At 65.8% G+C, this 25486-nt stretch carries 26 protein-coding genes; 15 read left to right on the top strand and 11 right to left on the bottom strand.

The window, feature by feature from the left end; translation table 11 throughout:
* The first annotated feature begins 66 nt into the window (after positions 1-66).
* From tsf to gloA, 10 genes are all read left to right on the top strand, one after another.
* On the top strand, positions 67-993 hold the full coding sequence (tsf, locus tag AB7O82_RS08030; protein ID WP_428619145.1) for a translation elongation factor Ts: 927 nt from the start codon (positions 67-69) through the stop codon (positions 991-993).
* Positions 994-1063: 70 nt separating this feature from the next.
* Positions 1064-1789, top strand: coding sequence for a UMP kinase (gene pyrH / locus AB7O82_RS08025; RefSeq protein ID WP_428537472.1), 726 nt, complete (start codon positions 1064-1066; stop codon positions 1787-1789).
* A 1-nt stretch (position 1790) separates the two neighbouring features.
* Entirely contained in the window at positions 1791-2345 is a 555-nt protein-coding gene (gene frr, locus AB7O82_RS08020; protein ID WP_428537469.1) for a ribosome recycling factor, read from the top strand.
* A complete protein-coding gene (locus AB7O82_RS08015; protein ID WP_428537466.1) occupies positions 2345-3085 on the top strand; it encodes an isoprenyl transferase in 741 nt (246 codons plus the stop codon). The genes frr and AB7O82_RS08015 overlap by 1 nt, the downstream gene beginning before the upstream one ends.
* Entirely contained in the window at positions 3066-3761 is a 696-nt protein-coding gene (locus tag AB7O82_RS08010; RefSeq protein WP_428619142.1) for a phosphatidate cytidylyltransferase, read from the top strand. Before AB7O82_RS08015 ends, AB7O82_RS08010 begins: the two co-directional genes overlap by 20 nt.
* Positions 3746-4960, top strand: a complete 1215-nt coding sequence (dxr, locus tag AB7O82_RS08005) for a 1-deoxy-D-xylulose-5-phosphate reductoisomerase (RefSeq protein WP_428537650.1) — start codon at positions 3746-3748, stop codon at positions 4958-4960. Before AB7O82_RS08010 ends, dxr begins: the two co-directional genes overlap by 16 nt.
* Positions 4961-4990: 30 nt before the next feature.
* On the top strand, positions 4991-6370 hold the full coding sequence (gene rseP / locus AB7O82_RS08000) for an RIP metalloprotease RseP (RefSeq protein ID WP_428537460.1): 1380 nt from the start codon (positions 4991-4993) through the stop codon (positions 6368-6370).
* A gap of 116 nt (positions 6371-6486) precedes the next feature.
* A complete protein-coding gene (gene bamA / locus AB7O82_RS07995; RefSeq protein ID WP_428537457.1) occupies positions 6487-8796 on the top strand; it encodes an outer membrane protein assembly factor BamA in 2310 nt (769 codons plus the stop codon).
* 17 nt (positions 8797-8813) lie between these two features.
* Entirely contained in the window at positions 8814-9290 is a 477-nt protein-coding gene (fabZ, locus tag AB7O82_RS07990; protein WP_428537454.1) for a 3-hydroxyacyl-ACP dehydratase FabZ, read from the top strand.
* A 10-nt stretch (positions 9291-9300) separates the two neighbouring features.
* The gene (gene gloA, locus AB7O82_RS07985; RefSeq protein WP_428537451.1) at positions 9301-9708 is read left to right on the top strand and encodes a lactoylglutathione lyase; all 408 of its coding nucleotides are present in this window, start codon (positions 9301-9303) and stop codon (positions 9706-9708) included.
* A gap of 118 nt (positions 9709-9826) precedes the next feature.
* On the opposite strand, the gene AB7O82_RS07980 is transcribed toward gloA, so the two are convergent.
* From AB7O82_RS07980 to gltX, 4 genes are all read right to left on the bottom strand, one after another.
* A complete protein-coding gene (locus tag AB7O82_RS07980; RefSeq protein ID WP_428537448.1) occupies positions 9827-10021 on the bottom strand; it encodes a hypothetical protein in 195 nt (64 codons plus the stop codon).
* 30 nt (positions 10022-10051) lie between these two features.
* On the bottom strand, positions 10052-11350 hold the full coding sequence (gene gltA / locus AB7O82_RS07975) for a citrate synthase (protein ID WP_428537445.1): 1299 nt from the start codon (positions 11348-11350) through the stop codon (positions 10052-10054).
* Between the two features lie 119 nt (positions 11351-11469).
* The gene (locus AB7O82_RS07970) at positions 11470-12342 is read right to left on the bottom strand and encodes a DMT family transporter (protein WP_428537647.1); all 873 of its coding nucleotides are present in this window, start codon (positions 12340-12342) and stop codon (positions 11470-11472) included.
* 61 nt (positions 12343-12403) lie between these two features.
* Positions 12404-13810 (bottom strand): glutamate--tRNA ligase, encoded by a 1407-nt coding sequence (gene gltX, locus AB7O82_RS07965; RefSeq protein WP_428619139.1) that lies wholly within the window; start codon positions 13808-13810, stop codon positions 12404-12406.
* A 194-nt stretch (positions 13811-14004) separates the two neighbouring features.
* On the opposite strand from gltX, the gene AB7O82_RS07960 reads away from it, so the two are divergent.
* The 4 genes from AB7O82_RS07960 to AB7O82_RS07945 all read left to right on the top strand — a co-directional run bounded on the left by AB7O82_RS07960 (position 14005) and on the right by AB7O82_RS07945 (position 19022).
* Positions 14005-14328: an Arm DNA-binding domain-containing protein gene (locus AB7O82_RS07960; protein WP_428537439.1), complete on the top strand. Its 324-nt coding sequence runs from the start codon at positions 14005-14007 to the stop codon at positions 14326-14328.
* 84 nt (positions 14329-14412) lie between these two features.
* Positions 14413-16110 (top strand): glutamine--tRNA ligase/YqeY domain fusion protein, encoded by a 1698-nt coding sequence (locus tag AB7O82_RS07955; protein WP_428619136.1) that lies wholly within the window; start codon positions 14413-14415, stop codon positions 16108-16110.
* A 59-nt stretch (positions 16111-16169) separates the two neighbouring features.
* Entirely contained in the window at positions 16170-16640 is a 471-nt protein-coding gene (locus AB7O82_RS07950) for a MaoC family dehydratase (RefSeq protein WP_428537433.1), read from the top strand.
* 252 nt (positions 16641-16892) lie between these two features.
* The gene (locus AB7O82_RS07945) at positions 16893-19022 is read left to right on the top strand and encodes a ComEC/Rec2 family competence protein (RefSeq protein WP_428619133.1); all 2130 of its coding nucleotides are present in this window, start codon (positions 16893-16895) and stop codon (positions 19020-19022) included.
* A 214-nt stretch (positions 19023-19236) separates the two neighbouring features.
* Here AB7O82_RS07945 and AB7O82_RS07940 read toward each other — a convergent pair whose 3' ends face one another.
* From AB7O82_RS07940 to trpD, 6 genes are all read right to left on the bottom strand, one after another.
* On the bottom strand, positions 19237-19665 hold the full coding sequence (locus AB7O82_RS07940) for a DUF3592 domain-containing protein (protein WP_428619130.1): 429 nt from the start codon (positions 19663-19665) through the stop codon (positions 19237-19239).
* Between the two features lie 257 nt (positions 19666-19922).
* Positions 19923-20663, bottom strand: a complete 741-nt coding sequence (lexA, locus tag AB7O82_RS07935) for a transcriptional repressor LexA (RefSeq protein WP_428619128.1) — start codon at positions 20661-20663, stop codon at positions 19923-19925.
* A 128-nt stretch (positions 20664-20791) separates the two neighbouring features.
* Positions 20792-22006 carry a molybdopterin molybdotransferase MoeA gene (locus AB7O82_RS07930; protein ID WP_428537421.1) on the bottom strand — a complete coding sequence of 405 codons (1215 nt, stop codon included), beginning with the start codon at positions 22004-22006 and terminating at the stop codon, positions 20792-20794.
* Positions 22006-22488, bottom strand: a complete 483-nt coding sequence (moaC, locus tag AB7O82_RS07925) for a cyclic pyranopterin monophosphate synthase MoaC (RefSeq protein ID WP_428537418.1) — start codon at positions 22486-22488, stop codon at positions 22006-22008. Before moaC ends, AB7O82_RS07930 begins: the two co-directional genes overlap by 1 nt.
* A complete protein-coding gene (trpC, locus tag AB7O82_RS07920) occupies positions 22485-23285 on the bottom strand; it encodes an indole-3-glycerol phosphate synthase TrpC (protein WP_428619126.1) in 801 nt (266 codons plus the stop codon). The genes moaC and trpC overlap by 4 nt, the downstream gene beginning before the upstream one ends.
* Entirely contained in the window at positions 23282-24295 is a 1014-nt protein-coding gene (gene trpD / locus AB7O82_RS07915) for an anthranilate phosphoribosyltransferase (protein WP_428537644.1), read from the bottom strand. The genes trpC and trpD overlap by 4 nt, the downstream gene beginning before the upstream one ends.
* 67 nt (positions 24296-24362) lie before the next feature.
* Between trpD and AB7O82_RS07910 the strand changes: the two genes are divergently transcribed.
* Positions 24363-24563, top strand: a complete 201-nt coding sequence (locus tag AB7O82_RS07910) for a heavy-metal-associated domain-containing protein (RefSeq protein ID WP_428537412.1) — start codon at positions 24363-24365, stop codon at positions 24561-24563.
* A 25-nt stretch (positions 24564-24588) separates the two neighbouring features.
* Here the strand turns inward: AB7O82_RS07910 and AB7O82_RS07905 are convergent.
* Positions 24589-25486, bottom strand: an 898-nt coding sequence (locus AB7O82_RS07905; protein ID WP_428537409.1) for an NtaA/DmoA family FMN-dependent monooxygenase, incomplete at its 5' end; no start/stop codon positions are given.

Here is a 25486-nt window from a genome sequence, read left to right as displayed (position 1 = left end):
GGATTGAGGGGGCCGGTCGAAGAACCGGCCCCAATTGCGCCAACGGGTGCATGAACGGAGCAAGACATGGCTGAGATCACGGCTTCCCTGGTCAAGGAACTGCGCGAGAAGACCGGCGCGGGCATGATGGATTGCAAGCGGGCGCTGGGCGAAGTCCAGGGCGACCTCGAGAAGGCGGTCGACTGGCTGCGCACCAAGGGCCTGTCGGCGGCTGCCAAGAAGGCGGGCCGCGTGGCGGCCGAGGGCCTGGTCGGCGTGGCGGCGCGGGGCAACCGCGGTGCCGTCGTCGAGGTCAACGCCGAGACCGACTTCGTCGGCCGCAACGAGACTTTCCAGAAGTTCGTCGCCGCGACCGCCTCGATCGCCCTGGATAACGCCGCCGACATGACCAAGATCGCCGCGGCGCCGTTTCCGGGCACGGGTCGGGACGTCCAGGGCGAGCTGACCAACATGATCGCCACGATCGGCGAGAACATGTCGCTGCGCCGCGCCGCCTCGCTGTCGGTGTCGGACGGCGTCGTCGCGGCCTACATGCACAACTCGGTCGCGCCGGACCTCGGCAAGATCGGCGTGCTGGTGGCGCTCGAATCGACCGGGGACAAGACCAAGCTGGCGGCCATCGCCAAGCAGCTCGCCATGCACGTTGCGGCGGCCAATCCGCAATCGCTCACCGTGGCGGATCTCGACGCTGCAGCGATCGAGCGCGAGCGCGCGGTTCTGTCGGAGAAGGCCGGCCAGACCGGCAAGGCGGCCGACATCATCGCCAAGATGGTCGAGGGTGGCCTGCGCAAGTTCCATCAGGAGGTCGTCCTGCTCGAGCAGCTGTTCGTCATCGACGGCAAGACCCGCGTGTCCAAGGTCGTCGACGATGCGGCGAAGCAGGTCGGTGCCCCGGTGCGGCTGGCCGGTTTCCTGCGTTTCGCTCTCGGCGAGGGCATCGAGAAGAAATCAGAGGATTTTGCGGCTGAGGTGGCTGCTCAGCTCAAGAAGTAGTAGTAACATCCCCTTCGGCGCGCGGGCGGCTTGCCCGCGACGCCCAAGAAATCGCATACAGAGGCAAGTGATGCCGTCGGCCCCTCGCTATCGCCGTGTCTTGTTGAAGCTCTCGGGCGAGGGGCTGATGGGCAATCGGGAGTATGGTCTCGACCCGGCCATGGTTTCCATGGTGGCCGAAGAGGTGAAGGCCGTGCACGACCTGGGGGTGCAGATCTGCCTCGTGATCGGCGGTGGCAATATCTTCCGCGGCGTGTCGGCCGCCGCGTCCGGCATGGACCGCGCGAGCGGCGACTACATGGGCATGCTGGCGACGGTGATCAATTCCCTGGCGATGCAGAGTGCGCTGGAGAGGCGCGGCCTGCAGACCCGCGTGCAATCGGCCATTCCGATGACTACGGTTTGCGAGCCCTACATCCGACGGCGGGCGGTGCGCCACATGGAGAAGGGGCGGGTCGTTATCTTCGCGGCCGGAACCGGCAATCCATTCTTCACGACGGACACCGCGGCGGCCTTGCGGGCGGCCGAGATGAGTGTCGACGCGATGCTGAAAGGCACGCAGGTCGACGGCGTCTATTCGACCGACCCGCACAAGGACAAGAATGCCCAACGCTACGATTCCCTGAGCTACATGGACGTGCTGTCGCGCGATCTCCAGGTCATGGATGCGTCGGCGATCTCGCTTGCGCGGGAGAATCGCATACCGATCGTGGTATTCGATATCCACAAGCCCGGCGCCTTCGCCCAGACGATGCGCGGGGAGGGGACTTTCACCATCATCAAGGATGAGGCCTGAGATGAGCACGGACCCCAAGGAGCTCGAGAAACGCATGCATGGCGCAGTGGATGCCATGAAGAAGGATCTGGCCGGCCTGCGGACCGGACGGGCATCGGTCAGCCTGCTCGACCCGGTCATGGTCGAAGCCTACGGCCAGCGCATGCCCCTCAACCAGGTCGGCACCGTGAGCGCGCCCGAGCCGCGGCTGCTCACCGTCAACGTCTGGGACAAGGGGCTGGTCGTGTCGACGGCCAAGGCGATCCGAGAGGCCGGGCTCGGCCTCAATCCGGCGCCGGATGGCCAAATGATCCGCGTGCCGATTCCCGATCTCACCAGCGAGCGCCGCGCCGAGCTGGTAAAGCTTGCCCACAAGTACGCCGAGCAGGGTCGGGTGGCGGTACGCAACGTGCGCCGCGACGGCATGGAAGCGCTCAAGAAGGCGGAAAAGGATCACAAGATTTCGCAGGACGAGCATCGTCACAAGTCGGACGAGGTGCAGAAGCTTACCGATCGATTCGTCAAGCAGGTCGACGAGGTGCTGGCGCACAAGGAAAAAGAGATCAAGACCGTCTGATGTCGACCGCGTCGCTGCCCGTCCACTCCGATCCGCCTCCCGGACCGAATCACGTCGCCATCATCATGGATGGCAACGGCCGGTGGGCGAAGGCGCGCGGCTTGCCGAGGGTCGCCGGTCATCGTCGTGGCGCCGACGCGGTGCGTCGCGTGGTGCGCGGCGCGGGCGAACTCGGCATACCGGTCCTCACTCTGTTCGCCTTCTCGACCGAGAACTGGACGCGTCCTGTCGAGGAAGTGAACGACCTGATGGGCCTTCTGCGCCATTACCTGCGCAGCGAACTCGACGAGCTGCACCGCAACGGCGCGCGCTTGCGGGTGATCGGCAACCGGGCAGGGCTGGCACCGGACATCGTCCGGGATATCGACAGGGCGGAGGCGATGACGCACGCCAACAGCCGCATCGACGTCAATATCTGCGTCAATTACGGGGCGCGCGATGAAATTCTGCGCGCCGCCCGGCGTCTCGCCGAGCAGGTCGCAGCCGGGGAGCTCGAGGCCGATCGCATCGACGAGGGTCGTTTCGAGCGCGAGCTGCTGACGTCGGGCGTGCCCGATCCGGACCTCCTGATCCGAACCAGCGGCGAGCAGCGCATCAGCAATTTCCTGCTCTGGCAGTGCGCCTATTCCGAGCTGATCTTCGTCGACACGCTGTGGCCCGACTTCGGCAAGGAGCACCTGGAGCGAGCGATGGCGGAGTTCCGACGGCGCGAGCGGCGTTATGGCGGCGTCGGCGGCTGACGCGTTGACGCAGGGGTCGGGGCGGTTCAAGGGTTTGCTTCTTCGGGCTGTAACGGCCGTCGTGCTGGGACCGCTGTTGCTTGCAGCGATCTGGTATGGCTTCCCGTGGCTCGATCTGATCGCCGCCCTGGCAGCGCCCCTGATGGTTTCGGAATGTCTTCGCCTGAGCCCAGGCCGGCCGGCAATACGCCTGGCCTCGATCGCCTATGTGCTCGCCGCCATCGTGGCCCTGCTCTGGCTGCGCCACCAGCCGGCGCTGGGCCGCGAAACGATTCTGTGGATCGTCTGCTGCACCTGGGCCACCGACATCGGCGCCTACGTCGTCGGCCGGTCCGCCGGCGGCGCCCGGCTGGCGCCGCGCATCAGCCCGGGAAAGACGTGGTCCGGGCTGGTCGGCGGGATGGCGTGGTCGGCGGTCGCCAGCGCGGCGTTCGGCTATGCCTTCGGGCTCGGGGAGACTATTCCTCTCGCTATCGTCGGGGCTCTTCTTGCCGTGGTCGGACAGGTGGGCGACCTTCTCGAATCGGCTATGAAGCGGAGCGCCGGAGTCAAGGACAGCGGCACCCTGATTCCCGGCCACGGCGGTCTGCTCGACCGCGTCGATGGGCTGGTTGCGATCCTGCTGGTGGTGGCCATGGTTAGACTGCTCGCTGACGGAGGCTGGCCGTGGAAGTGACGCGATGGGCTGCACCCTCGTACGACCGGCCACGAGGTGTCACCATCCTGGGGTCGACAGGCTCGGTCGGGCAGAGCACCGTCGATCTCATTGCCCGCGATCCCGACTCCTATCGGGTCGAGGCATTGGTCGCTGGCCGGTCGGTTGAAAGGCTGGCCGACCAGGCGCGCCGGCTGCACGCCCGGCTGGCCGTCGTCGCCGATCCGAAGCGCTACAAGGCGCTCAAGGAGGCCTTGGCCGGCACGTCGATCGAGGTGGCGGCGGGGGTTGAGGCGGTGGCCGAAGCGGCCGCCCGGCCGGCCGAGTGGGTGATGGCTGCGATCGTGGGCTTTGCCGGGCTGCCGGCGACCCTGGTTGCCGCCCGGCGCGGCGCTATGGTGGCCTTGGCCAACAAGGAGGCGCTGGTCTGTGCCGGGCGCCTGCTGATCGAGGCGGTCGAGAACTCCGGCGGCGCCCTGTTGCCGGTCGATTCGGAGCACAATGCGATCTTCCAGGTTTTCGAGCCGCGACAGCGCCACGCGGTCGATCGCCTCATCCTTACCGCCTCGGGCGGGCCGTTCCGCAACTGGTCGCTGGCGGATATGGCGGAGGTCACGCCGCCGCAGGCGCTGGCGCATCCAAACTGGCAGATGGGCGACAAGATTTCGATCGATTCGGCCACCATGATGAACAAGGGCCTGGAACTGATCGAGGCCCATCTGCTGTTCGGCATGCCTGGCGATCAGATCGAGATCGTGGTGCACCCGCAATCGGTCATACATTCAATGGTAGCCTATCGCGACGGATCGGTCCTGGCCCAGCTCGGCTCGACGGACATGCGGGTGCCGATCTCCCATGCGCTGGGCTGGCCCTCGCGCATCGAGGGACCGGCGGCGCGCCTGGATTTCGCGACTCTTTCCGCACTCACGTTCGAACAGCCCGATTCCGGCCGTTTTCCGTCCCTACGGTTGGCGCGTCAGGCCCTGGCGACCAATGGATTTGCACCCATCGTGATGAATGCAGCCAACGAGGCGGCTGTCGCGGCGTTTCTGGCGCGGCGCATCGGCTTTCTCGACATTGCACGCATCGTGGAGGACGTTATGGCCGGCTGGAACGGCCTGTCGACGCCAGTCGAGGCGCTCCAGGAGGTCGAGGCTGCCGATCAGGAGGCGCGCCGGAAGGCCGATGCGCGATGTCAGGTCAGGTCGCCAAGCAATTGAGCTGAAACGAATTTCATGGTGTATTGACCTATGCACGGCGCCATCAGTCTGTTCACGACCTACCTGCCGTACTTCGTCCTCGTTCTGACCCTGCTCGTGTTCGTTCACGAATTCGGCCACTACTGGGTGGCGCAGCGCTTCGGCATTCATGCCGAGGTCTTCTCGATCGGCTTCGGCCCGGAACTGTTCGGTTGGACAGATCGCAAGGGCACGCGCTGGAAGATCTGCGCCGTTCCGCTCGGTGGATACGTCAAGTTCCTGGGTGATGCCGATCAGGCGAGCGTCACATCATCGGGCGAGGCGCTCACGTCCGACCAGAGAGGGCATGCCTTCTTCAGTCAGCCACTCTATGCCCGCGCCGCTGTCGTCGTCGGCGGTCCGGCCGCCAACCTGCTGTTTGCCTTCATCCTTCTGACGGCGGTCTTCTACTTCGTCGGCGAGCCTTATTCGCCGCCGGTGGTCGCCGTCCAGACCAACGGTCCGGCGGCCAAGGCCGGGCTGCAAACGGGTGACGAGATCACCCGGTTCGGCGACAAGCGGATCAATCGTTACGAGGACATCCAGGATTCGCAGTTGCTATACTGGACCCGGCCGATGCCGGTCGAGTATCGCCGTGGCAACCAGATCCGCCAGGGCGAGATCGTCCCGCAGTTCTGCGAGCGAACCGACAAGTACAACAACACCTTGCGCTTTGGTGAGCTGGGGATGGACCAGCTGGTCAAGCCCGTTGTCGGGGGCTTCACGCCCGACAGCCCGGCGGAAGCAGGTGGGTTGAAGGTCGGCGATCTGCTCCTCCAGATCGACGGCAAGCCGGTGGATTATTTCTCGCGCATTCCGGAGATGATCGGCAATCGAGCCGGCAAGCCGGTCTCGATCACGTACCTGCGCAACGGCCAGCGCGGTGAAGCAACCGTGGTGCCGGTAGCCGACAAGGCCCTCGACTGTGCCGGCAAGGAGCTGACGGTCGGCCGCCTGCGCGTGCGTCCGGCCAGCGTGACCGAGTTCCGCCGCGACGGACTGATTCATGCGATGGACGCCGGCGTCCGCCACGTCTGGAGCATGACCAACATGTTCTACACGTCGATGGTCCAGATCCTCACGGCGACCCGCCCCGTCGACGAGCTGGGTGGACCGATCCGCATCGCCAAGGCCGCCGGCGAAGCGTCGCACGCCGGATGGTTCGGGATCCTCAACCTTGTCATCGCGCTCTCGATCGTGCTGGGTGTGTTCAATCTGTTGCCGGTGCCCATGCTCGATGGCGGCCATCTTGCGATGTATCTATACGAGGCGATTCGAGGACGGCCGCTCAGCCTGTGGGCCCAGGAGCTCGGCTTGAAGGTCGGTCTCGTCCTGGTGATCGGCATGGCGCTGGTGGCCACTTTCAACGACATCAAGCTGCTGTTGCGCTGAGTCGTCAGCGCGCAACAGCACTTTCATCGGGGGACAAAAGGGGTGGCTAAGACCTTGCTGCCGGTTTATGAAATTGCGTTCTTGAAACGGGCCGGCAATTGTGAAAGGTGCCGGGGGTGAGAGTGATCCTTCGCTGGGCCGTCCTGGCCCTTGCCACTGTTCTCGTCCTGGGACCGCCAGCGCACGCTCAGCGCGCCGGCGGCGGCGCCGTGGCGGCAGGCGGCGGAACGATCACCGCCATCCAGATCCAGGGCAACGTGCGCGCTGAGCCCGAGACCATCCGCTCTTACCTGCAACTCAAGGAAGGCCAGCCCTACGACGTGGCAGCTGCCGATCGATCGCTGAAGGCGCTGTTCGGCACCGGCCTGTTCTCCGATGTCGTGATCGACATGCAAGGCTCGACCCTGGTGGTCAAAGTCACGGAGAATCCGATCATCAATCGCGTCGCCTTCGAGGGTAACAGCAAGATCGAGGACGACAAGCTGCGCGACGAGGTCCAGTCGCGGGCGCGACAGGTCTTTACGCGCGCGCGGGTGCAGGCGGACGTGGAACGCATCCTGACGATCTATCGGCGAAGCGGCCGCTACAATGCTTCGGTCGAGCCCAAGGTCATCAAGCTGGATCAGGGGCGCGTCGACCTGGTCTTCGAGATCAACGAAGGCGACGTGACCGGCATCCAGCGCATCAGCTTCGTCGGCAACGAGCACTTCAGCGACGGCACGCTGCGCGGCAAGATTCGCACGGTCGAGAGCGCTTGGTACCGCTTCCTGTCGTCCGATGACCGCTACGATCCCGATCGGGTTAATTTCGACCGCGAGCTGCTGCGCAAGTTCTATCTCTCGGAAGGCTATGCCGACTTCCGCGTCATCTCGGCAGTGGCCGAGCTCGCGCCCAACCGGGAAGGATTCTTCCTGACCTTCACCATCAGCGAGGGCGAGCGTTACAAGTTCGGCAAGGTCGAGATCTCGACGCGCTTCCAGGGCCTCGACGTTGACACGCTGAATCGCTTCCTGACGGTCGGCGAGGGCGAGTGGTACGACGCCGAACAGGTCGAGAAGACCGTGACCGCCCTGTCGGACGTCGTCGGATCGCTGGGCTATGCCTTCGTCGAGGTTCGACCCAATATCCGGCGCAACAAGGACAACCTGACGATCGACGTGACCTTCGACATCCAGGAGGGACCGCGCGTCTATGTCGAGCGCATCAACATCTCCGGCAACACGCGCACCCTGGACAAGGTCATTCGCCGCGAGTTCCGCCTGGCCGAGGGCGACGCCTTCAGCACGGCCAAGGTGCGCCGCAGCCAGGAGCGCCTGAAGGCCCTCCAGTTCTTTGAGAAGGTCGATATCTCGGCCGCCCCGGGTTCGGCGCCCGACAAGACCAACATCGAGGTCCAGGTCGTTGAGCAGAGCACGGGTGACATCTCGTTCGGCGCCGGCTTCTCTACCACGGCGGGCATCCTGGGCGACATCACGATCAAGGAACGCAACCTGCTGGGCAAGGGCCAGGAATTGCGCCTCGGCCTGTCGATCGGCACGTTGAGCACCCTGATCGATCTCAGTTTCACCGAGCCGTACTTCATGGATCTCCCGATGGCGGCGGGCTTCGACATCTTCCGAACGTCGAACGACCGCCAGCAGGTCGCGTCGTACAATGACTCGAGCATCGGCTTCGCGTTGCGCGCCGGCTGGGCCTACAGCGAGTTCATGCGGCAGAACGTTCGGTACACCCTGCGCCAGACCAACATCTTCAACGTCCAGCCTTGGGCGTCGTACGTCGTTCAGCTCAATGCCGGCCTTTCGACCGTCTCCGAGATATCCGAAACGATCGCCTGGGATTCGCGCGATACACGCATCAATACGACCAAGGGCTTCCTGGTGCGCAACACCGTGGCGGTGGCCGGGCTGATCGGCACGGAGCAGTACTTTCGCACCACAGCCGATGCCGTCTACTACCAGACCCTGTTCGAGGACATCGTCGGCTCGATCGGCGGGTCGCTTGGCGCGGTGATACCCTACAATGGCTCGTCGCTCCGCCTGAACAACCTGTTCTTCATCGGCGGCGATACGCTGCGCGGCTTCCAGGTCGGCGGCATCGGGCCGCGCGATTCGGTCACGACCGACGCGTTGGGCGGCACCTACTTCTACACGGCGACCACCGAGCTCAGTTTCCCGCTGGGATTCCCCAAGGAGATCGGGATCTTCGGAAAGGCTTTCATGGACGTGGGGTCGCTCTGGGGCCTTGGGGGGCCGGCCGCCTACAGCAGCACAGTACTCACAAGCAACACGATGCGCGTCTCGACCGGCTTCGGCATCCAGTGGGTCTCGCCCTTCGGGCCGATCCGCATCGACTACGCCAAGCCGCTGGTGCAGGACCCGTGGGACAAGACGGAGAATATCCGCTTCAGTTTCGGCACGCGCTTCTGATTGGGGACGCCGCAGTCATGAACATCCAGACCGACAAGACTAGCGTGGCCGCGACATCGTCGGTGGACATCAAGCGCATCCTGCAGATGATCCCGCATCGCTATCCGATGCTGATGGTCGACCGCGTCCTCGACATGCAGCTCGACCGCAGCGCCGTCGGCATCAAGAACGTCAGCATCAACGAGCCGTTTTTCCAGGGCCACTTCCCGACCGAGCCGGTGATGCCGGGCGTGCTGATCGTAGAGGCGATGGCGCAAACCGCCGCAGTGCTGGTGGTTTCCACCTTCGGCAGCGAATCCGAAGGCAAGCTCGTGTACTTCATGTCGATCGACGGGGTGCGCTTCCGCCGGCCGGTGGTGCCCGGCGACCGCCTCGAACTGCACGTGGAGAAGGTCCAGAGCCGGGCCAATGTCTGGAAGTTCTCCGGCAAGGCGCTGGTTGAGGGTAAGGTGGCGGCCGAAGCGACGTTCGCTGCGATGATCCGCGACCGCTGAGGAGGGAACGATGCCTGATACCGCTGCAAACTACCGCATGCTGCACACGATGATTCGCGTGAAGGATCTCGACAAGTCGCTGGCGTTCTATACCGGCCCGATGGGCATGCAGCTCATCCGCAAGCGCGACGTGCCGGACGGCAAGTACAGCCTGGCATTCGTGGGCTACGGCGACGAGCAGGAGCATTGCGTCGTCGAGCTGACCTACAACTGGGACCAGGAGAAGCCCTACGATCTCGGCACCGGCTTCGGCCATCTGGCTGTCGGCGTGCCCGACGTCTATGGGCTCTGCGACCAGATCACGAAGGCGGGTGGCAAGGTCACGCGCGCGCCCGGTCCGGTCAAGTTCGGCACGACGGTCATCGCCTTCGTCGAGGACCCCGACGGGTACAAGATCGAGCTGATCGAGCGGAAGTAGGCTTCAAGCCGCATTGTTGCTGGGAGCGCGCCACTCCGATGGCGCTCATCTCATCGGGTGTGTGATCGACGAGAAGAGCGCCATCGGAGTGGCGCGCTCCCAGCAATGAGTCTCAGTCTCAGCTCAGCCAGTTGACCGCCGCGATCAGCAGCGCCGCGGCCGCGAGGGCCAGCAGCACCACCCGAAGGGCCGCGCTGCGTGGCCTGAAATTGTCGTTTGCCGGCCTCCCGATCCGCAGCACGCCAGGGACCTGTGTCGGCCCCTGAAGGACGCCGGGGGAAACCCGGCGCAGTCCTTGCGATGATCTGGCCATGTCGTCTCGCTTCCGCGCCGCCTGGCGCGACTAACCCCGCATGTGCAAAGGCTTGTAGGGCCGCTCGGTCTGGCCGTTGTAGAGCTGGCGCGGGCGGCCGATCTTCTGGTCGGGATCCTCGATCATCTCGTTCCATTGCGAGATCCAACCGACGGTGCGCGCGACCGCGAACAGCACAGTGAACATCGAGGTCGGGATGCCGATCGCCCGGAAGATAATGCCCGAGTAGAAGTCGACGTTCGGGTAGAGCTTCTTGGAGATGAAGTAATCGTCCTTGAGCGCGATGTTCTCCATCTCCATTGCCAACTCGAGCAGCGGATCGTGCTCAATGCCGAGCGAGGTCAGCACCTCGTGGCAGGACTGGCGCATCACCTTGGCGCGCGGATCGTAGTTCTTGTAGACGCGGTGGCCGAAGCCCATCAGGCGTGTGTGGTCTCCCTTGTCCTTCACGCGCGACAGGAAGGCCGGAATGTTCTGCTTGCCGCCGATCTCGTGCAGCATGTTGATGACGGCTTCGTTGGCTCCGCCATGGCTCGGTCCCCACAGCGAGGCGATGCCGGCGGCGATGCAGGCGAACGGGTTGGCGCCCGAGGAGCCGGCCAGGCGCACCGTCGAGGTCGAGGCGTTCTGCTCGTGATCGGCGTGCAGCATCAGAATGCGATCGACCGCCTTCTCGAGCACCGGGTTGACCTCGTATTCCTCGGCCGGCACCGAGAACATCATGCGCAGGAAGTTGGCAGCGTAGCTGAGATCGTTGCGCGGATAGACGAACGGCTGACCAACGGAATACTTGTACGCCATCGCCGCTATCGTCGGCATCTTGGCGACCAGACGGTACGACGCAACCATGCGCTGGTGCGGATCGTGGATGTCGAGCGAATCGTGATAGAACGCCGACAGGGCGCCGACCACGCCGCAGCACACCGCCATGGGATGAGCGTCGCGCCGGAACCCGCGATAGAACTGGCTGATCTGCTCGTGCACCATCGTGTGCAGGGTGATGTCGCGGGTGAACTTCTCTTTCTGCGCCTTGTTGGGCAGGTCGCCCTTCATCAGCAGGTAGCAGACTTCCATGAAGTCGCTCATCTCCGCCAACTCGGCGATGTTGTAGCCGCGATAGAGCAGCACGCCCTCGTCGCCGTCGATGTAGGTGATGGTCGAGCCGCACGAGCCGGTCGAGGTGAAGCCGGGATCGTAGGTGAACATGCCCGATTCGCCGTACATCTTTCGGATATCGACCAGACGCGGCCCGAGCGTGCCGTGAATGATCGGCATCTCGTAGGATTTGCCGGTTTCGTTGTCGGTCAGGGTCGCGGTCGCTTTGGCCATTGGGATGAACTCTTTCGGCTCGATTCGGGCAGATGCAGGCGCCAGGCAGAGGACGTCGCACCGGGTTCGAGGGCACCCTAACAAGCCGCCTCAAAGGGCGCAATTGTGCCGGTAAATCGCTATTCCGCGGGGCGTAGCCGGCGACCGATTCGGCCGTCGACGAGGGCCAGTCCGAGGCCGATCAGGGCCATGCCGGCAAGCTGCCGCGAAAGAAGTGCCTCGCCGAGCACGAGCGAGCCCAGCAGGATGGCGGTGACAGGGATGAGAAACGTCACGAGCAGCAGGTTGGTCGCACCTGCCGCCGCGAGAATCCGGAAGTAGAGGACATAGGCGAGCGCCGTCGACAGCAGGGCGAGGCCGGCCAGCGCCGACAGGACGGCGGGCGAGGGCGCGGCCGGCAGGGTCCAGGGCTGCTCGACGATCAGCATGATCGGAAAAATCAACACCATGCTCGCCGTGACCTGCCCGGCAGCCGCCTCGAGGGGCGCAATGCCCATGGTGCGGAAGCGGCGGCCGTAGACCCCGGCGAAGGCATAGGACAAGGCGGCGCCGAGGCAGGCGACCTGGCCCCACAGACCCTTTCCGACAATCAGCAGATCGGGACCAACCAGCACGGCCACGCCCGCCAAGCCGGCCAACAGCGCGGCGATCTTGGTCCGATCGATTGTCTCATCGTCGGTCAGGTGGTGCGCGACCATGGGCGTGAACAGCGGCGTGGTGGCATTGAGGATCGAGGCGAGGCCGGACGGGATCTGGATCTGGCCCCAGAAGATGAGGCCGAAGGGGACGACGTTGTTTAGCAGCCCCATGAAGAGATAGGCCCGCCAAGGTGCACCCGAGCGGAACAGCCCACGTCCCATGGCCGCGAGCGCGAGGTCGAGCGCCAGGGCCGCCAGGGCGACGCGCGCGAAGACCACGGTGAGAGGGCCAAGTTCGCTGACAGCGACCTTGGCGAAAAAGAAGGAGCCACCCCACAGCACCGAGAGCAGGATAAGCTAGAACCAGACGCCCAGAGCCATGGCTCGGACCCTGCCGCGTGCGAGGTGGATGCTTCTATCCGCTGGCGGCCAGCAATCTCGTTCTGGCTTCGACTGGGCCGAGGATGGCCAGGACCTCGAAGATTCCGGGCGACGCGGTCGACCCCGTGAGCGCCACCCGCAACGGCTGGGCCACCTGGCCGAGCTTCAGCCCATTGGCTTCGGCAAAACGCCGGATGGCGTCCTCCAGGCGCTTCTCGCTCCAATCGCCGGTCTCGCTGTCGAGGGCCGCCGGCAAGGCGGCCAGTACGCCCTTGGCTTCCGGCGTGAGCTGCGCACGCGCCTTGTCGTCCGCCAGCGGAGGGGCGCCGCTCCTCGCATAGAAGGCGAGATTGTCGGCCAGTTCGATCACGGTCCGGGAGCGCGGCTTCACGCCGTTCATGCCGCGCGTTACGCGTTCCAGGCCGGCGGCGTCGATGGCGCCGCCGATCTTGGCCTCGATGCGCGGCAGCACGAGTGGCAGCAGCTCGTGGTCCGGCGCCTCGCGCAGATAGTGGGCGTTGAGATTGGTAAGCTTCACTGTGTCGAAGCGCGACGCCGAGCGGCCGACTGCCGGCAGATCGAACCATTCGATCGCCTGCCGGGTCGAGATGATCTCGTCGTCGCCGTGTCCCCAGCCCAGCCGCAGCAGATAGTTGCGCAGGGCGGCCGGCAGGAAGCCCATGTCACGATAGGCATCGACGCCCAGCGCGCCGTGCCGCTTGCTGAGCTTGGCGCCGTCGGAGCCGTGGATCAGCGGGATGTGGGCATAGACCGGCTCCGGCCAGCCCATGGCGTGGATGATCTGAAGCTGCCGGAAGGCGTTATTGAGGTGATCGTCACCGCGGATCACATGGGTGACGCCCATGTCCTGGTCGTCGACCACCACGGCCAGCATGTACGTCGGCGTGCCATCGGCGCGCAGCAGGATCATGTCGTCGAGAACGGCATTGTCGACCGTGACCTCGCCTTGCACGGCGTCCTGGATCACGGTCTGGCCGTTCTGCGGCGCCCTGAGGCGGATCACCGGCGCCACGCCGGTCGGGGCATCCTCTGGCTTGCGATCGCGCCAGCGGCCGTCGTATCGGATCGGCACGCCGGCCCGCTTCTGTGCGTTGCGCATCTCCTCGAGCTCGGCCGGGGAGGCGTAGCAATAGTAGGCCTTGCCGGCGGCCAGCATCTGACGCGCCACCTCGGCGTGACGGTTGGCGCGGGCGAACTGGTAGGTCACGTCGCCATCCCAATCGAGGCCGAGCCACGACAGGCCATCGAGGATGGCGTCGATCGCCATCGGTGTCGAACGTGCCCGGTCGGTGTCTTCGATGCGCAGCAGGTACTTGCCGCCGTGATGGCGGGCGAACAGCCAGTTGAAGAGCGCGGTACGGGCCCCGCCGATGTGCAGGAAGCCGGTTGGCGAGGGAGCGAAGCGGGTTACGACGGTCATTGTTCAGGGATCGGGCGAGTTTCGCCGCATGTCGGTCGGGAATAAGAGTGGCGTCCGCAGGCGTTCATGACTGTGCACAAAACGTAGGAACATTCGGGCTCTTCGTCCGCCGCCGTTGCACAGTCCTCGCCTGCGGCCGACGTGAAGTGTTACCCAAAAAATCACCCAAGCGATACAATCGAGCCATCCATCCGATGCCCCTGAATGACACCCGCCTGAGCAACCTCAAGCCTGCCCCGGGAAAGGCCGAGCGCGGCGTCGCTGACGGCAACGGCTTGTACATCCGAATCCGGGCCGGCGAGCGCGAAATCTCCCGGACTTGGCAATTTCGCCGCAGGGAAGGGGGCTCGCTGGCGATCACGACCCTCGGCACCTGCCCCGAACCGCCGATCCTGGAGGCGCGGCAACAGGTCCTCGAGCTGGCGACCAGGGGAAAGCCGTACAGCCCGACGTCGATGTGGCGGCCGGGCAGTGGCTGTCCGAGCAGATCGACCACACCTATCGGAAGGCGGAGCTGATCCGTCAAGAAGGAACAACAGGTGTTACAATTGGTTTGGCCGCAGAATGCTCGTGTACGCGCCCGTGTGGAGGTTGACAGGTAGATGGATGACAAGAAGCCGATGCCGGAGGCCACTGCGAACGAAGAGCCCCGGGATTTCATTCGCGACATGGTCCAGGCAGACCTCGCCAGCGGCCTGGTGCAGGGCATCGTCACGCGCTTTCCACCGGAGCCGAACGGTTATCTGCATCTCGGCCACGCAAAGTCGATCTGCCTGAATTTCGGGCTTGCCGTCGAATACGGCGGCCGCTGCCATCTTCGCTTCGACGATACCAATCCCGTGAAGGAGGAGCAGGAATACATCGACGCCATCAAGCGGGACGTACACTGGCTTGGCTTCGACTGGGGCGAGCATCTGTACCATGCGTCGGACTATTTCCAGACGTTGTACGACTGGGCAGAGCACCTCATTCGCGTCGGCCTCGCCTATGTCGACGACACGCCCCCCGACGAGATGCGAGCGATGCGCGGCACGCTGACCGAACCGGGCCGTGCTTCGGCCGATCGCGACCGTTCGGTGGAGACAAATCTCAGCCTGTTTCGCGATATGCGCGCCGGCAAGTTTCCGAATGGTGCCTGCGTGCTGCGGGCGAAGATCGACCTTGCTTCCGGCAACATGAACCTGCGGGACCCCGTCCTGTATCGCATCCTGCACGCGCCTCACCCGCGCACCGGCACTGAGTGGTGCATCTACCCGACCTACGATTTCGCGCATGGCCAGTCCGACGCCATAGAGCATGTCACACACTCGCTCTGTACCCTGGAATTCGAGGACCATCGTCCCCTCTACGACTGGTTCCTCGACCACCTGCCGGTCCCGTCGCGGCCCCGCCAGACCGAATTCGCCCGCCTCAATCTCGGGTACACCGTACTTTCCAAGCGCTACCTGACGGATCTGGTACGGCGCGGCATCGTGAGTGGCTGGGACGATCCGCGCATGCCGACCCTGGCAGGCCTGCGCCGCCGCGGCGTGCCGCCGGAGGCGATCCGCGACTTCGTTCGGCGCATCGGCATGTCCAAAGCCAACAGCGTCGTCGATCTCGCCATGTTCGATCACGCTATCCGCGACCGTCTCAACCAGGCGGCCCAGCGGCGCATGGCTGTCCTGCGGCCTCTCAAGCTCGTGATCGAGAATTTTCCCGAGAACCACGTCGAAGAGCTGCAGGCCGCCAACCACCCGGGGGACCCGGGCGCCGGCACACGCATCCTTCGCTTCAGCAGGGAGATTTTCATCGAGCGCGACGACTTCATGGAGAATCCGCCGAACAAGTTCTTCCGGATGGCGGTGGGACGGGAGGTTCGGTTGCGCTATGCCTATCTCGTCACCTGTCGCCAGGTCGTGAAGGACGCGGATGGCAACGTGGTGGAATTGCGCTGTACCTATGATCCAGCCAGCCGCGGCGGAAATGCACCGGACGGTCGCAAGGTGAAGGCTACCCTGCACTGGGTGTCAGGCCGGGACGCGCGCCCCGCCGAGGTCCGTTTGTACAGTACGCTCTTCAACCGCCCCGACCCGGGAACCAATGGCGATCTGGATGCCGACTTGAATCCGGGCTCGCTCGAAGTCCTGTCGGGCGCGCTGCTGGAGCCCTCGTTGGCGGAGATGCCAGTGGGCGAAGCCGTGCAATTCGAGCGGCAGGGCTATTTCTGCCCGGACCCGACGAGCCGCTCGGACGCCCTGGTGTTCAACCGAACGATCGAGCTGCGCGACACCTGGGCAAAGTTGCAGGTCGGTGGGTGATTGTTCCGGCAACGGTGCAGGATGGGGATACGGGCCGGGTTGGCTTGAGGGAGGACATCGTGGCAAAGCGAATCGTGCAGAGCCCGCAGGAGATGAAGGCGCTGGTCGGTCAGGAGCTGGGGGTCAGCGACTGGCTGGTCATGACACAGGAACGCATCAACACATTTGCCGAGGCAAGCGGCGACCATCAATGGATCCATGTCGATGTCGAGCGCTGCAAGACGGACATGCCGGATGGCAAGACCATCGCGCACGGCAATCTTACCCTGGCCGTGATCGCCACCTTCGGGCGGGATGTGCTCAAGATCGACAATGTGCGCAATGGCATAAACTACGGCTCGAACAAGGTGCGCTTCACCAGCCCCGTGCAGGTTGGTGCGCGCATCCGCGGCCGCCAGAAGCTGCTCGCCGCCGACGACATGCCAAACGGCGGCATTCGCATGACATACCAATGGACCGTCGAGATCGAGGGCAAGGAGCGTCCGGCCTGTGTTGCCGAGACCATGAGCATCGCCTACGCCAAGACATAAGCGATCGCTGCAAGCAAGCGGTCACGTTCGATCGCGGGCGACCGGATTACTCCCTAGTCCGGCGCGTCTCGCAATGACTGGAACGCACCCTGTCCGTCGCGGCTGATCAAGCTGGAAATCCGTCCAAAGATACCCAGAAGGCTACCCAGAAAAAGCCAAAAAGCCTACAAACACTGGTTGATGGATATTTCGGCCGGAAAGGCGCGCCGTCGGTAGGCGAGCGTTTCCGCCCTGTCAAACACGGGAGGCGGCGTGGCGGGGGCACGCACCTGGATCCTCGATCAGTTCGACGCCGAGCGCGGCCGCTGGATGCTATGGCTGCCGGTGGCGATGGGCCTCGGCATCGCTGTCTACTTCGAGCTGCCGAGCGAGCCGGCCTTGTGGTTGGGCGCGGCCATGGCAGTTGGCGCGCTCGTGCTGGTGTTTCTCGCCCCGGCCGGCAGCCTGGCGCGCGCGGTAGCCATTGGTCTGGTGGCGGGATCGGCCGGGTTCGGCCTGATCACCTGGCGCACCGCGGGCGTTGCTGCGCCGACGCTGGCGCGCCCGCTGTTCAACATCAACGTCGAAGGCCGTATCGCTGACATTCAGCGCCTGCCCGACGGCGTGCGGGTGGTCCTCGAGGCGGTCCGCCTAAAAGGCAATGGCGCGCCGCCCCCCGAGCTCACGCCGGCACGTGTGCGCGTATCGCTGTCCAAGGGCGCTCCGCCCATTCGCGTCGGCGATCGCCTGCTGGTGCTCGCCAACCTCTCGCCGCCGGCCGGTCCGGCGGCGCCCGGCGCCTTCGATTTCCAGAGGGTCGCCTGGTACCAGCAGCTCGGGGCGGTGGGCTATGCGCTGGCGCCCGCAGTCGTGCTCGAGGCAGGCCGACCCTCGGGCCTCGTTCGCACGATCGACGCACTGCGGGCCGAAGTCACGCAACGCATCATCCAGGCGCTGCCGGGTCCGGCAGGCGGCGTGGTGGCCGCGCTGCTGACGGGCGAGCAGACGGCCGTCGACAAGGAGGTCACGCAGGCGATGCGCGACTCAGGGCTGGCCCACATCCTGTCGGTCTCGGGCCTGCACATCGTGTTCGTGGTCGGCCTGGTCATGGGACTGGTACGCTACGGCATCGCGCTGTTCCCGCGACTGGCGCTGCGCGTCGACGCCAAGAAGACGGCGGCCCTCTTGGCCTTCGCGGCAGCGGTCTTCTACACCGCGCTGGCCGGCGCGCCGGTACCGGCGCAGCGGGCCTGCGCCATGGCCTGCTTCGCCCTGATCGCCGTGCTGCTCGACCGCACGGCGCTGTCGCTCCGGCTGGTCGCCTGGTCGGCCGTGATCGTTCTCATCGCAGCGCCGGAATCGCTGACCGGTGCCTCGTTCCAGATGTCCTTTGCCGCCGTGATCGCCCTGATCGCCGCCTGGGAAGCTGCAGCAGGCTGGCGACGCCGGCTGCATGAGCGGGCCGAGCAATCCTCCCATCGCTGGCTGTGGCGCGTTCTGGCGGCGGTCGGTGCCAGCCTGGCGACGACCCTGATCGCCTCGGCCGCCACCGGCGCCTTCGCGGCCTATCACTTCAACCGGCTGTCGCTGCTGGGCGTCGCCGCCAACCTGCTCGGCGTGCCGCTTACCGGCTTCTGGATCATGCCGTGGGGTTTGCTGGCCATGCTGCTGATGCCGTTCGGCCTCGAACGCTTCGCGCTGGTCCCGATGGGCTGGGGCGTCGAGGGTCTGAACGCCATCGCCCGCCACGTCGCCGGTTGGCCGGACGCTGCAACTCTGGTGCCGTCGCTGCCGAGCGCCAGCTTGTGGCTGCTCACGGTCGGCGGGCTGTGGTTCTGCTTCTGGCGCCGCCGTTGGCGCTTCGCGGGATTGCCGGTCGTTGTCGTCGGCCTGCTTTTGCCGCCGCCGTCCGCGCCCGACCTGCTGATGAGCGAGGATGGTCGCGTGCTCGGCCTGCGCGACGACAAGGGCGTGGTCCACATGGCGTCGGCGCGGACCGACCGCTTCGTCAGCGAGGCCTGGGCGCGCCGCAGCGGCCAGGAAGGCGCCAGGCGCTGGACAGTCAGCGCCAGCGAGGAGGCGGCCGGCCTGGGCTGCCAGTCGGGATTGTGCCGCTGGCGCAAGGGGCCATGGCGGATCGCCCTGGTCAGCGACGACCGGCGGGTGGGGGATGCGTGCGCCAACGCCGACATCGTGCTCTCGACCGTCGACGCCCAGGCACGCTGCCGCGGGCCGCGGCTGGTGATCGATCGACGTGATGCCTGGCGCGACGGCGCCCACGCCTTGTGGCTCAACGAGCTTGGCGTGCGCCGCGAAACGACCAATGCGCACCGAGGCGATCGGCCTTGGGTGCCCAACAGCCCGTCGCGCCAGGCAATTCCGGTGAAGCCGCCGGGCGCCTAGTCGTGGCGCAAAGTGTAGGCCAGCGGTCGAGCCCGATAGCGGCCAGTCGTCTTTAAGTTTTGATGTCGTCAAGACGAAAGTCCGCACTCGCCGGCTGGTTGCCAAGACCAGTTGGTCCGAGTCGCCGGCGGCCTCGGTCTCGGGCTGGCCCCGAATCGAAAGGGTCGCCGTGGCGGGATCGGTTCTACTGTCCCAGAATCCTGTCTCCGAACGCCTAGTAGATGAACAGCGCGCCGAAAATGAAGATGGGGCCAGCGATTGTTCGAATCAGGTTCGGCATCCAGATGGCCGCCCACGAGTCGATCATGGGCGGAAGTTCGCCGTCGGGATCGTAGAGCACGGTGAGCTTTTGGCCGATGGCGTAGCGCGCAGTCCGGGCACCGGCGCCGATTTCGGAAATGAAGGTCTTGTCGCCTCCCGACCCGGTACGGAACCTGATCTCCGGATAGTCGAAGTCAGCGGTCCTTCCGCTGTCCGAGTCCATGATCTCCTGGCGCTTCTCGATTCGGACAATCTCGCCCTCGGCCGACCGGAGGCGGCGGCGGGCTCCGAACCGGCGGGTCAGTTCGCGTACACCCACGGCAAACAGGCCTACGCCGCCCAGAAAGAAGGCCACCATCATCAAGCCGACAACGTATCGCATGTGCGGCGCTCCTCTGACGGGAGACGCCCCTCGGTGGGGCGCCCGGCGGCCGATGATCAGCGCGCCGACCTTGCTTGTTCTTGTGCTGACAGTCCCGGACCGTCGTGCGCGGACATTCAGGAAGGGCGTCAGGATTGAGATCGCGTGACCCGATCAGCGTTGGCAGACGTGTATGGTCCGCAGTCCGGTGGAGATACGCGGGCCAATTTCTCATTCGCGATGGAACCGCAAGCGGTTCCATCGGGGCGGCATGGATTCTAGTGGTAGCGGCGGTAGAGGCCGGCCAGACGGCCCTGGATCTTGACTCTGTCAGGACCGAATATTCGGGTCTCGTAGATCGAGTTCGCAGGTTCGAGGGCAATCGACGCCCCCTTCTTGCGCAGGCGCTTCAGGGTCGCCTCGGTGTCGTCGATCAAGGCCACGACGATGTCGCCGCTTTCCGCCGTGTCGGTGCTCTTGATAATGGCGATGTCGCCGTTCTGGATACCGGCCTCGATCATCGAGTCGCCCTGCACCTCGAGGCAGTAGTGCGCCCCGGAACTCAGCAGGGCGACGGGAACGTCGACCGTCGTGGAATTGTCGCGCAGCGCCTCGATCGGCGTGCCGGCGGCGATCCGGCCGTAGAGGGGCAGGCTGAGCGCCTGCGCCTCGTGAGCGACCGCGACAGCTCCGGCCAGCGGCATGCGCTCGCTGCGGATGACCTGCGGAACGAACGCCTCACGGCCTTCGCTCAGGCCACTGCGGGAAATCAGCGGCGTCACGTTCATCGCCGGCATGGCGGCCGCATCGGGCAGCTTGAGCACCTGCAGCGCCCGCGCGCGATGCGGCAGCCGACGCAGGAAGCCGCGCTCCTCCAACCCGGTGATGAGCCGGTGGATGCCCGACTTGGACTTCAGCCGAAGCGCTTCCTTCATTTCGTCGAACGACGGCGACACGCCGTCGTCGTTCAGCCGCTTGTTGATGAACATCAGCAGTTCATTTTGCTTGCGGGTAAGCACCTTGTTCTCCCCAGCCAGGCTGCAAGATTTCGGAACAAAACCTGAAACTAGACACATGTTCTAGTTTAGTTCCGATTCCCGGTCAAGTTTTCCAGCTACCCGATAACAGGGGTGTGGATAGTGTGGGCCTAGAACAACCCAGATAGCGCGGCGAAGTCGATCACCTTGACTTCGGCACCGGCCTTGCGCGCCGGGTCATGCGGTGGGCGCACCAGCAGGCCGGACGACCAGGCGAGAACCGAGAGCATGGAGCTGTCTTGGACGGGATGGGGCTCGACGATGAGCGCCCCGTCGGCGCTCCGCGTCAGCTTGGAACGCACATAGTCCTCGCGCTGGTCGTTCTGCTTCACGTCGACAGCGAGCCTGGCGGCTGTGGTGGCGACCGGATCGCCGGCCTGGCCGAGCATGCGTTCCATCGCCGGCTTCACGAACAGCAGTGCGCAGACCATCGTCGACACGGGATTGCCGGGCAGGCCGAGGACGCGGGCGCGCTCGCGGGCGGCGAACATCAGCGGCTTGCCCGGACGCATGGCGATGCGCCAGAAATCCATGGTGAAGCCTTGGGCCTTGAGCGCGTCCTGGACGAGATCGTGGTCGCCAACCGAGGCGCCGCCCAGGGTGATGAGCAGATCGTGCTGCGCCCCGGCGGCAATCCGGTTCTCGATCAGCTTCGCGTCGTCGCGGGCAATGTCGAACAGGGTGGATTCGCCGCCCCACGCGCGGATCAGCGCCGCGACCGCGATGCCCGAGGAGGAGACGATCTGGTTGCGGCCGATCGGCTCGCCCGGCATCACCAGCTCGTCGCCGGTCGACAGGATCGCGATGCGCGGCTTGCGATGGACCGACAGCCAGGGCAGGTTCATCGCGGCCGCCAGGGCCACGTCGCGCGTGGTCAGGGTACGCCCTGGGGCGAAGGGCTGGTCGCCGGCCGTGAAATCCAGGCCGGCCTTGCGAACATGTCGGCCAGGGCGCGGGGCTTCCAGCACAGTGACGGTCTTGCCGTCGGCCTTGGTATCCTCCTGGATGACGATGGAATCGGCGCCCATCGGCAGCGGGCCGCCGGTGAAGATGCGCACGGCCTCGCCGGGGCCGAGCGCGTGGTCGTAGGAGCCGCCGGCCGGCGCCTGGCCAACCAGCTTGAGCGTCGTCGGTGCGGCCGGCACGTCGGCGGCCCGGACGGCATAGCCGTCCATCGCCGACAGATCGGCCGGCGGCTGGGTGAGGCGCGCCCGGGGCGGCTGGGCGAGCACGCGGCCGGCGGCGTCGGCCACCGAGACCATCTCGGCCGGCAAGGCATCGAAAGCCGCAACGATGCGGGCATGGGCGTCGCGAACGGAAAGCATCAGGGGGCGTCGTAGGTTCCGGATTTGCCGCCCGACTTGTGCACCAGCCGGACGTCGGAGATCACCATGCCACGATCGACCGACTTGCACATGTCGTAAACGGTGAGTGCGGCAACCGAGGCCGCCGTCAGCGCCTCCATTTCGACCCCGGTGCGGCCCTTGAGCTTGCAGGTCGCCTCGATGTCGACTGCCTTGCGCCTGGTGTCGATCGAAAGCTGGACGTCGACGGAGTTCAGCGCCAGCGGATGGCAGAGCGGGATGAGGTCGGGCGTGCGCTTGGCCGCCATGATGCCGGCGAGCTGGGCGACGGCGAGCACATCGCCCTTGGCCGCCTTCTTCGTGGCGATCAGCTTCAGGGTGGCGGGCTGCATGATGACGCTGGCCCGCGCCACCGCGATGCGCTCGGTGACGTCCTTGGCGCCGACATCGACCATGCGGGCATTGCCAGTGTCGTCGAAATGGGTGAGCGTTTTGCGACTCATGCCGCCTCGCGCGCCAGCAGCCGCCGCACCGCCACCTCGACGTCCGGCTTGCGCATGAAGCTTTCGCCGATCAGGAACGCCGAGGCGCCGGCCCTGGCCATGCGCTGCAGGTCGGCCGGTGTGCCGAGGCCGCTCTCCGCCACCAGCACGCGGTCCTTCGGGACATGCAGGGCGAGCTGCTCGGTGGTCGCAAGATCGACCGCCAGGGTCTTGAGATTGCGGTTGTTGATGCCGACAAGATCGCTCTCGATGCGCAAGGCGCGGTCGAGCTCGGCCGCGTCGTGGACTTCGACCAGCACGTCCATGCCCCATTGATGGGCGAGGCGGGCGAGCTCGGCCGCCTGGCCATCGTCCAGGCAGGCCATGATCAGCAGGATGCAGTCGGCGCCCAGCGCGCGCGCTTCCGGCACCTGGTAGGGATCGATCATGAAGTCCTTGCGCAGGACCGGCAGCCGGCAGGCGGCCCGCGCCTGGGTGAGGAATTCGTCCTTGCCCTGGAAATATGGCTCGTCGGTGAGGACGGACAGGCAGACGGCGCCGCCGCGCTCGTAGGCGCGGGCGAGGGAAGGCGGATCGAAGTCCGGGCGGATCAGGCCCTTGCTCGGCGAGGCCTTCTTGATCTCGGCGATCAGGCCATAGCGGCCGGCGGCGATGGCGGCCTTCAGCGCCGTCGCGAAGCCGCGCGGCGCATCGGCCGCCTTGGCGCGGGCCTCGACCTCGGCGAGCGGCCGCCGCGCGACGCACGCAGCCACGTGCTTCCGCTTGTCGGCGACGATGGCGTCCAACGTGTCGCTCATGCGCAGATCCTCTGCAAGGTGGCGAGAGCGGCCGAGGCCCGGCCGGAATCGATCGACTGGATGGCAAGCTCGGCACCTTGCCTCAAGTCCGCGGCCTTGCCCGCCACCATCAGAGCCGCCGCGCTGTTCAGCACGACGATGTCGCGAAATGCGCTCTTCTCGCCCGCCAGCACCTTCCGGATGGCCTGGGCGTTGTGAGCGGCGTCGCCTCCCTTCAGCTCGTCCATCGCCGGCCGGCGGACGCCGATGTCTTCCGGCGCGATCTCGATTTCCCTGACCGTGCCGTTCTCCAGCGAGGCGGCCCAGCTCATGGTCGTCGTGGTGAGCTCGTCCATGCCGTCCTGGCCGTGCACCACCAGCGCCCGCTCGAGGCCGAGCTGGTGCAGGCCCTCGGCGACGGGCTTGAGCCAGCGGCGATCGAACACCCCGACCAGCTGGCGCTTGACCAGGGCAGGGTTCGACATCGGGCCCAGCAGATTGAAGATCGTGCGGTTGGGAGCCAGCTCGACGCGCGGCCCGGCAACGTTGCGCATGGCGCTGTGATGGCGCGGCGCCATCAGGAAACAGACATTGGCCTCGACCAGCGCCCGCTCGAGCTTCTCGATCGGCAGGTCGAGCCCGATCCCCAGGGCGCCGAGAACGTCGGCGGCGCCCGATCTCGAGGTGAAGGCGCGGTTGCCGTGCTTGGCGACCGGGACGCCGGCGCCGGCGACGACGAAGGCCGAGCATGAGGAGACGTTGTAGGTGCCATGGTGATCGCCCCCGGTGCCGACGATGTCGATGGCGCCTTCGGGTGCGCGCACCGTGTGCGCCTTGGCGCGCAGCGCCCGTGCCCCGCCGGCCAACTCCTCGGCTGTCTCGCCGCGCACCTTGAGGCCCATGAGGAAGGCGCCCATCTGCGCCGGCGTAGCGTCGCCACTGGTCATGATGTCGAAGGCGCGCTCGGCCTCGTCGATGGCCAGCGTCTCGCCGTTGCCGACCTTGGCCAGCAGTTTCCGAAAATCGTCGATGTCGCCGCTCACCGGGGTTCCCATTTCGCTCTTGCCGGCGGGGCCGGCGGGCGCGTAGCTATATCACATGCCTCGAGAACTCATCCTGAAGGTCACCGGCATGGATTGCGACGGCTGCGTCAAGGCCGTCACCCGTGCCGCCACGGGCGCCGGCACGGCGCCGATTTCCGTCGATCTCAAGAGTGGCGAGATGCGCCTGCCGGAAGGCGCCGACGTCGCTGCCATCACCAAGGCGATCCAGCGCGCCGGCTTCGGCGTCGCGCCGTAAAGATTCAATTATTCCAATGGCTTAGCTAAAACGCCAGCAGGTTGTCGCGGAACTGGGCGTGCTCGTAGGCGGTGCGCACCAGGCCGCGATCCTGCAGGGCTGGGATTAGGCCGTCCTCGATTTCGGCCAGGGTACGGCGGTTGACGTTCGGCATCGCGAAGAGATAGCCGTCGCCGCCGACCTCCTGCATCACCTCGCCCATGCGCGCCGCGACCGAGTCGGGCGTGCCGACCAGCTCGACCGAATAGTCGACGGCGTTGAAGCTTGCCATGGTTTCGCGAATCGACCGGCCATTCGCCATCTTGCGGAACTGCTCGAGGTTCGCCTGGTGCCCGTTGGTGGTGACCTGGTCGGGCAGAGGCTTGTCGAGATCGAACTTGCCGAAATCGATGTTGGTCACCTTGCCGAAATGCGCCAGGCGCTCGTCGATATGCTCCAGGGCCAGGCACGCGCGCTTGCGCTTGCGCTCCTGGGCCTCGTCCATGGTCTCGCCGAGGATCGGATTGATCAGGTAGAGAATCTTGCAATCCGACGGCTTGCGGCCCTGCGCGATCATGTGTTTGTGCACGTCGTCGCGGTAGGTGCGCATCGCCTCGACGCCCTTGGCGTGCACGACGATCGTGTCGGCATGGGCGGCGGCGAACTTGCGGCCGCGTGGTGAGCCGCCGGCCTGTGCGATCACCGGCTGGCCCTGCGGCGCCGGACCCGAGTTGAGCGGGCCGCGCGTGCTGAAGTACTTGCCGTTGTAATTGACGGCATGAACCTTGGTGTGATCGACCAGCACGCCGCTTTTGCGATCGGCAACGATGGCGCCGGGTTCCCACGAGCCCCACAGGCCGCGGCACACCTCCATGTACTCGTCGGCCATGTCGTAGCGCAGGTCGTGCTCGGGCATGCCCTGCATGCCGAAGTTCATCGCCGCG

The sequence above is a fragment of the Reyranella sp. genome (assembly GCF_050185545.1).
In the GTDB taxonomy this organism is placed as follows: Bacteria; Pseudomonadota; Alphaproteobacteria; order Reyranellales; family Reyranellaceae; genus Reyranella.
This window is presented reverse-complemented; position numbering and strand designations above follow the sequence as displayed.